Below are 6324 nucleotides of genomic sequence, written 5' to 3'. Positions count from 1 at the left end.
GATCGAGCGACTGACCTTCCAATTGGCGATCCACATTCTGATCGAACGTGCTGACCCGGACATAGCCGATCCGTTGCCCCTTCACTGCGCACTCTCTCCATCAAAATGTCAGGTTGAAATCTATGATACGCAACGACATTCGTCAACAAATTCCGTTTAGTACCCTAATCTGACAGAAACCGCGGTAGCGCCCTGACGTCCGGTTAGGCTATACTCCAAGCTGACATCACAAAATCAAATCCCTCAAAGATGGCGTCAATTGCCTTGATGGGGTAAAAACTGGAGTGCTTCCAGGATGGGACATTCGGCAACGTCATCTCCAGTGCATCTGGCTAACGTGGTCGCCAGCGTCACCTCTATCTTCTGCAAATCTGCAATGCGGCGGCGGACATCTTCAAGGTGGAGTTCGGTTCTCGCCATAACCTCCGCGCAGGTTTGTGCACCGGTATCGGTGAGCGACAACAATGACCGTATCTCATCCATTGCATAGCCAAGGTCGCGCGCGCGCAGGATGAACTGCAACCTTTGCACCAGTTCCGGCGAATAGACGCGGTAGCCGTTGGAACTGCGAGGCGGCCCCGGCAGCAATCCCACCTTCTCGTAATAGCGGATGGTTTCGAGATTGCAGCCTGTTTTCCGGGCAAGCTGGGCACGCAAGATGCCGACCTGTTGCTCCATGAAAATACCTCTTGAGTCTGTAGTGGCTACAGAGCCTACACTGCGAATCACTCAGTTGGAACAAGGGATTCAAGCCATGGTCTCAACGCCGGAAGCGGGACAGCCAGCCCTCACCGAAAACCACGAGCCGAAGCAGGCAAACTGGGTTGCGGCGGGCGCATTGATCGGCGCGGGGCTCGCCTCGGCTTGCTGCGTCGTCCCGCTACTGTTGGTTATGCTCGGAATTTCCGGCGCGTGGATCGCCAACCTGACGGCGCTCGAACCTTACAAGCCCTATGTCGCAGGCGTAACGCTCGCGCTGCTCGGCTACGGCTTCTGGCATGTCTATTTCAAGCCGAAACCGCCCTGTGAAGACGGTTCCTACTGCGCTCGTCCACAATCGGCTTGGACCACCAAGGCGGTGCTGTGGCTGGGCCTTGCCGTCGCCATCCTGGCGCTCACCATCGACTGGTGGGCACCCTGGTTCTATTGAAAGGAAATACCCATGAAAAATACAGTATGTATCGCTATGGCCGTGCTGGCTATGGCTGGCGGCGGGGTCGCCTATGCAGTTAGTGGCACGGCGCAAGATCGCCCCGCGGCTACCGCAACCGCTCAGAAGCAAACCACCTTTGCCATAGAGAACATGACCTGCGCCACCTGCCCGATCACCGTGAAGAAGGCGATGGAAGGCGTCGCCGGGGTAACGGCGGTCACGGTCGATTTCGCAGCCAAGACCGCGCGCGCAACCTATAACCCGCGCCGCACCAATGCTGCTGCGATTGCCGCTGCATCAACCAACGCGGGTTATCCGGCGCGCGCTATTCAAAACTGAGCGGGGCGCCGCCAGCGCCTCAAGAAAGCGATAAGCAATGAACGACTGTTGCAACCGCCCCGGGCAGGAAGGATTTGACGTGGCCGTCATCGGCGCGGGTTCTGCCGGGTTCTCCGCCGCGATCGCCGCTGCCGATCTGGGCGCGAAAGTGGCGCTCGTCGGTCACGGCACGATTGGCGGCACCTGTGTCAATGTTGGCTGCGTTCCTTCCAAGACGCTGATCCGCGCCGCCGAAGCGGTGATGGTGGGCTTGCCGCCGCGCGCTTTCCCGGCCTTGGGGGCGCTGTCCAGATGGATGACTGGTCCGTATTGGCGGCGTCGAAGGACGATCTTGTCACGACGCTGCGCCAAAAAAAATATGTCGATCTGCTGCCCGCCTATGACGGTGTGAGCTATATCGAGGGCAAGGCACGCTTTGCCGATGGTGCGCTGATTGTCGGCGATGCGCCCATGAAGGTCGGCAAGGTCATATTGGCGATGGGTGCGCACGCCGCCGTGCCGCCGATTCCGGGGATGGACAGCGTGCCCTACCTAACCAGCACATCGGCGCTGGCGCTGGATCGCTTGCCCAAATCGCTGCTGGTGATCGGTGGCGGGGTGATCGGGGTAGAACTGGGACAGATGTTTTCGCGTCTGGGCGTTGATGTCACCATCTGCTGCCGAAGCCGCCTGCTCCCCGAAATGGACCCGGAAGTGAGTGCCGCGCTGAAAAACTATTTGGAAGCCGAGGGCGTGCGGGTTTGCGCAGGTGTCGGCTATCAGCGTATCGCCCAAACACAGAGCGGGGTCGAATTGACCTGCGAGGGGCATTGTGACACCGTCGCGGCGGAACAGGTGCTCATCGCCACCGGACGCCGACCCAATAGCGACGGGCTTGGGCTGGAGGAGCGCGGCATAGTGCTTGCCCGTAATGGTGGAATCGTCGTCGATGACCACCTCGAAACGTCGGTTCCAGGCATTTACGCGGCGGGCGATGTAACGGGACGGGACCAGTTCGTCTACATGGCCGCCTATGGCGCAAAACTGGCCGCGCGCAACGCGGTGACGGGCAACCAATACCGCTACGACAATTCCTCCATGCCATCCGTCGTCTTCACCGACCCGCAAGTCGCCAGCGCCGGCCTCACTGAAACGACAGCACGGGCGCAAGGCCTGGACATCAAGGTTTCGCTGCTCCCGCTCGATGCTGTGCCAAGGGCACTGGCAGCACGCGATACGCGGGGTCTCATCAAACTGATTGCCGACAAGGCGAACGACCGTTTGCTGGGCGGCCAGATCATGGCACCCGAAGGCGCGGATTCGATCCAGACACTGGTGCTGGCGATCAAACACGGCATGACCACCCTGGAATTGGGTGCAACGATATTTCCTTACCTGACCACTGTGGAAGGCCTCAAACTGGCGGCCCAAACGTTTGATAAGGATGTCGCCAAACTGTCTTGCTGCGCCGGGTGATTGCTCGGGGATCAACCGGCAACGAATGGCCTCCCTCCAGTGCAAGCCGCTTTGGTGTCAATTTTGTTATTCGCCTCAGCGGGAGAGCAAAATGGCACGACGCCGACTTCTGACCGGAGACGAGCGCCGGCGCCTGTTCGATCCTCCTGTCCAAGAAACCGCGATCATTGGGCATTATACCCTTTCTGCGGAAGATGTTGAATTGGTTGGGCGCCGCTATGGTCCAGCAAATCGCCTCGGTCTGGCTGCACAAATCGCTTTGATGCGACATCCCGGCTTTGGTCTGCAACCCGAGATCGGGCTTCCCGACGTCATTCTTCAGTACCTCGCGGCACAGTTATTCGTCGATCCTTCCTCCTTCTCTGCATATGGTCAGCGCGCGCAAACCCGTACCGATCATGCCGATCTCGTGGCGCGTTATCTTGGCATACGCCCGTTTCGACGCGGCGACCTGGCACTTGCCCTGAATCTTGCCGCGCAAGCCGCCGAGTATACAGACAGAGGTGAACCGATTGTTCGCGCCCTCATGGTTGGCCTGAAGGGTGAGCGGTTCATTCTTCCGTCAGGCGACACACTGGAACGCGCCGGTCTTGCTGGCCGGGCACGCGCACGCAAAGCTGCCGCAGCCGCAATCGTCGAAGGCCTCAGCTCTGCTGAACTGACACGGCTAGACGAACTCGTAATCAACAACCCGGATTTCGGCATGACACCGCTGGCGTGGTTGCGTAATTTCGAAGAAGCCCCGACTGCGGCCAATATCAATGGCTTGCTTGAGCGCCTGCGCTATGTTCGCGGCATAGGTATCCACCCGGTAGTTGGGGGCGCCATTCCGGAATTCCGCTTTGCCCAATTTGTCCGCGAGGGCGGCGTGGCACCGGCATTCCTGCTTTCGGATTACAGCGTCAATCGCAGGCGGGCGACGTTGACGGCCGCAGTGATCGACCTTGAGGCCAGACTTGCCGATGCCGCGATCCAAATGTTTGACCGACTTATCGGCGGCATGTTCACGCGCGCGCGGCGTGGGCGCGAGCGTCGCTACCAAGATAGTATTCAGTCGGTGGGGCAACTCATGCGGCTGTTTGGCGCCACGATTACAGCACTTGATGAGGCTGTCCAGAATGGCGGCGATCCGCTCGAATTGATTGACGAAGCGGTGGGCTGGCACCGGCTTGTTGCGGCAAAGGCCCAAGTAGATGCCCTTGCTGATCTTGCCGGCGAGGACGCACTGGTAACGGCAACCGAGCGTTACGCCACGCTACGGCGTTTCAGCCCGGCATTTCTGGACGCCTTCACCTTCAAGGCGTCTGGAACAGGGACGGCACTGATCAAAGCCATCGATGTCATTCGCGATGCGAACACACGAAAGTCGCGCGACCTTCCCGATGGCGTTCCACTGCCATTCCCCAATCGGCAGTGGAAGCGTCTCATCACCGAAAGCGGCCGTATCGACCGCCGACGTTATGAAATTGCGATCATGGCAACCTTGCGTGATCGTTTGCGCGCCGGTGATGTATGGATCGAGGGAACCCGCAACTATCAGCGCTTCGATGCCTATTTGCTGGGTCGGCGCGACGCCGCCAAAGTGGCGGATGTGCTTCCGTTCGATTCAAATGCTGCATCCTACCTCGCTGACCGGGCACGAAATCTTGACTGGCGGCTGCGCCGATTTGCCAAGCAGTTGAAAACAAACAAGCTTGAGGGAGTGTCGCTCGAACGAGACCGGCTCAAGCTTCAGCAAATGCCGCCTGTCACCCCACCGGAAGCTGAAGCCCTCGATCGCAAGCTCGATACCCTGCTTCCCCGCGTGCGCATCACCGAGCTGCTGCTTGAAGTCGCCGAACGCACTGGTTTTTTGAACGCATTCCGTGACCTGCGCTCAGGCAAGGAGCACGACAACCCCAGCACGGTACTCGCCGCAATTCTGGCTGATGGCACCAACCTCGGGCTGGAGCGGATGGCCAATGCCAGCGAAGGCGTCAGTTATGCCCAACTCGCATGGACCCACAACTGGTATCTTTCACCCGAGAACTATCAGGCCGCGCTGGCCATGATCATCTCAGCCCATCACGAATTACCCTTCGCGCGGCATTGGGGCGCTGGCACCAGTTCGTCGTCCGATGGCCAGTTCTTCCGGTCGGGGCGGAGCCGTTCAGGGGCGGCGGACGTCAATGCCAAATATGGCGCCGAACCTGGCGTGAAAATCTATTCTCACCTTTCCGATCACTTCGCATCATTCGGATCACGGATCATGTCCGCGACGGCAGGTGAAGCGCCTTACGTGCTCGACGGGCTTGTCCTGGGCGCCGGCAACCTTCCGTTGCATGAGCACTATACCGATACCGGCGGCGCCACCGATCATGTTTTCGCACTCTGCCACCTACTCGGGTTCCGCTTCGCGCCCCGGCTGCGCGATATTGGCGACCGCAAGCTGGGTTCGATCGCTGCGCCATCGACATACAAGGGCATCGAAAATCTGATGGGCCGCACCATCAAAACGGCAGCGATCGAGGCCGATTGGGATGACATCGTCAGGATTGTCGCCTCAATCAAGGATGGCACGGTGGCGCCGTCAGTAATCTTGCGAAAACTTGCCGCCTACAAACGCCAGAACAGGCTGGATTTTGCATTGGCTGAACTGGGCCGTATCGAGCGCACTTTGTTCACGCTCGATTGGCTTGAACAACCGGAACTGCGACGTGCCTGTCAGGCCGGTCTCAACAAAGGCGAGGCGAGGCACACGCTTGCCGCCGCCATCTATACCAACCGGCAGGGTCGGTTCACCGATCGCTCGCTGGAAAATCAGGAATTTCGCGCATCTGGGCTGAACCTGCTGATTGCGGCGATTTCCTACTGGAACACGGTCTATCTCGACCGGGCCGCCCAGCACCTCAACGCTGTCGGCACGACGTTCGATGCGGCACTGCTTGCGCACCTTTCTCCGATGGGCTGGGCGCACATCAGTCTGACCGGCGATTACCTCTGGGAGCAGGCCAGGCGACTTCCAGCAGGTGAATTCCACCCACTCAACGAGCCAATGGCGCGGTTGAAGCGTGTAGCGTAGCCCATGTTCCGCTTATGTCCGAGAAATCGTTGTCTGGCGAACAAACCTTGAGGTGACGCCTATAACCATCACCGTGTCACCGAGGCGACCCGCATCACCGTCGAGATAGTCAGCAAGATCGCCGGGCAGTCCGGCTTCGTCGTCCTCCCTCGGCGCTGGGTGGTCGAGCGGTTCTTCGCTTGGGTCAATCGAAACCGCCGTCTGGCCAAGGACGTGGAAGCCACCCTCAAATCCGCCGCAGCCTTCCTCTACGCCGCCGCCGCCATGCTCATGCTACGCCGTTTGGCTCGGTCAGCGTGAGTTTCGAAACCGACTC

6 protein-coding genes and 1 pseudogene are annotated in these 6324 nt (G+C 59.6%); 6 read left to right on the top strand and 1 reads right to left on the bottom strand.

What is annotated here, in order from left to right; translation table 11 throughout:
- Nucleotides 1-255: 255 nt before the first annotated feature.
- Nucleotides 256-678, bottom strand: coding sequence for a MerR family transcriptional regulator (locus tag MBENS4_RS23400; protein ID WP_014072603.1), 423 nt, complete (start codon nucleotides 676-678; stop codon nucleotides 256-258).
- 76 nt (nucleotides 679-754) lie between these two features.
- Between MBENS4_RS23400 and MBENS4_RS23395 the strand changes: the two genes are divergently transcribed.
- The 6 genes and pseudogenes from MBENS4_RS23395 to MBENS4_RS25150 form a co-directional block, all read left to right on the top strand.
- Nucleotides 755-1150 (top strand): mercuric transporter MerT family protein, encoded by a 396-nt coding sequence (locus tag MBENS4_RS23395; protein ID WP_014072602.1) that lies wholly within the window; start codon nucleotides 755-757, stop codon nucleotides 1148-1150.
- A 12-nt stretch (nucleotides 1151-1162) separates the two neighbouring features.
- Complete coding sequence (locus tag MBENS4_RS25155) at nucleotides 1163-1492, top strand: heavy-metal-associated domain-containing protein (RefSeq protein WP_084592356.1); 330 nt, start codon at nucleotides 1163-1165, stop codon at nucleotides 1490-1492.
- 37 nt (nucleotides 1493-1529) lie between these two features.
- On the top strand, nucleotides 1530-1883 hold the full coding sequence (locus MBENS4_RS27730) for an FAD-dependent oxidoreductase (protein WP_445321538.1): 354 nt from the start codon (nucleotides 1530-1532) through the stop codon (nucleotides 1881-1883).
- A complete protein-coding gene (locus MBENS4_RS23385) occupies nucleotides 1784-2947 on the top strand; it encodes a dihydrolipoyl dehydrogenase family protein (protein ID WP_279432844.1) in 1164 nt (387 codons plus the stop codon). Before MBENS4_RS27730 ends, MBENS4_RS23385 begins: the two co-directional genes overlap by 100 nt.
- Nucleotides 2948-3038: 91 nt before the next feature.
- The gene (locus MBENS4_RS23380) at nucleotides 3039-6008 is read left to right on the top strand and encodes a Tn3 family transposase (protein WP_014072601.1); all 2970 of its coding nucleotides are present in this window, start codon (nucleotides 3039-3041) and stop codon (nucleotides 6006-6008) included.
- 78 nt (nucleotides 6009-6086) lie between these two features.
- Nucleotides 6087-6308: pseudogene (locus MBENS4_RS25150) on the top strand (transposase); the annotation flags it as partial.
- Between the last annotated feature and the right edge of the window lie 16 nt (nucleotides 6309-6324).

This window comes from Novosphingobium sp. MBES04 (genome assembly GCF_000813185.1).
GTDB lineage: Bacteria > Pseudomonadota > Alphaproteobacteria > Sphingomonadales > Sphingomonadaceae > Novosphingobium > Novosphingobium decolorationis.
This window is presented reverse-complemented; position numbering and strand designations above follow the sequence as displayed.

Excerpts from the sequence above, each read along its gene's own strand:
- MBENS4_RS27730 (WP_445321538.1), top strand. The coding sequence starts at position 1,530 with ATGAACGACTGTTGCAACCGCCCCGGGCAGGAAGGATTTGACGTGGCC.
- MBENS4_RS23395 (WP_014072602.1), top strand. The coding sequence starts at position 755 with ATGGTCTCAACGCCGGAAGCGGGACAGCCAGCCCTCACCGAAAACCAC.
- MBENS4_RS23400 (WP_014072603.1), bottom strand. The coding sequence starts at position 678 with ATGGAGCAACAGGTCGGCATCTTGCGTGCCCAGCTTGCCCGGAAAACA.
- MBENS4_RS23385 (WP_279432844.1), top strand. The coding sequence starts at position 1,784 with ATGGATGACTGGTCCGTATTGGCGGCGTCGAAGGACGATCTTGTCACG.
- MBENS4_RS23380 (WP_014072601.1), top strand. The coding sequence starts at position 3,039 with ATGGCACGACGCCGACTTCTGACCGGAGACGAGCGCCGGCGCCTGTTC.
- MBENS4_RS25155 (WP_084592356.1), top strand. The coding sequence starts at position 1,163 with ATGAAAAATACAGTATGTATCGCTATGGCCGTGCTGGCTATGGCTGGC.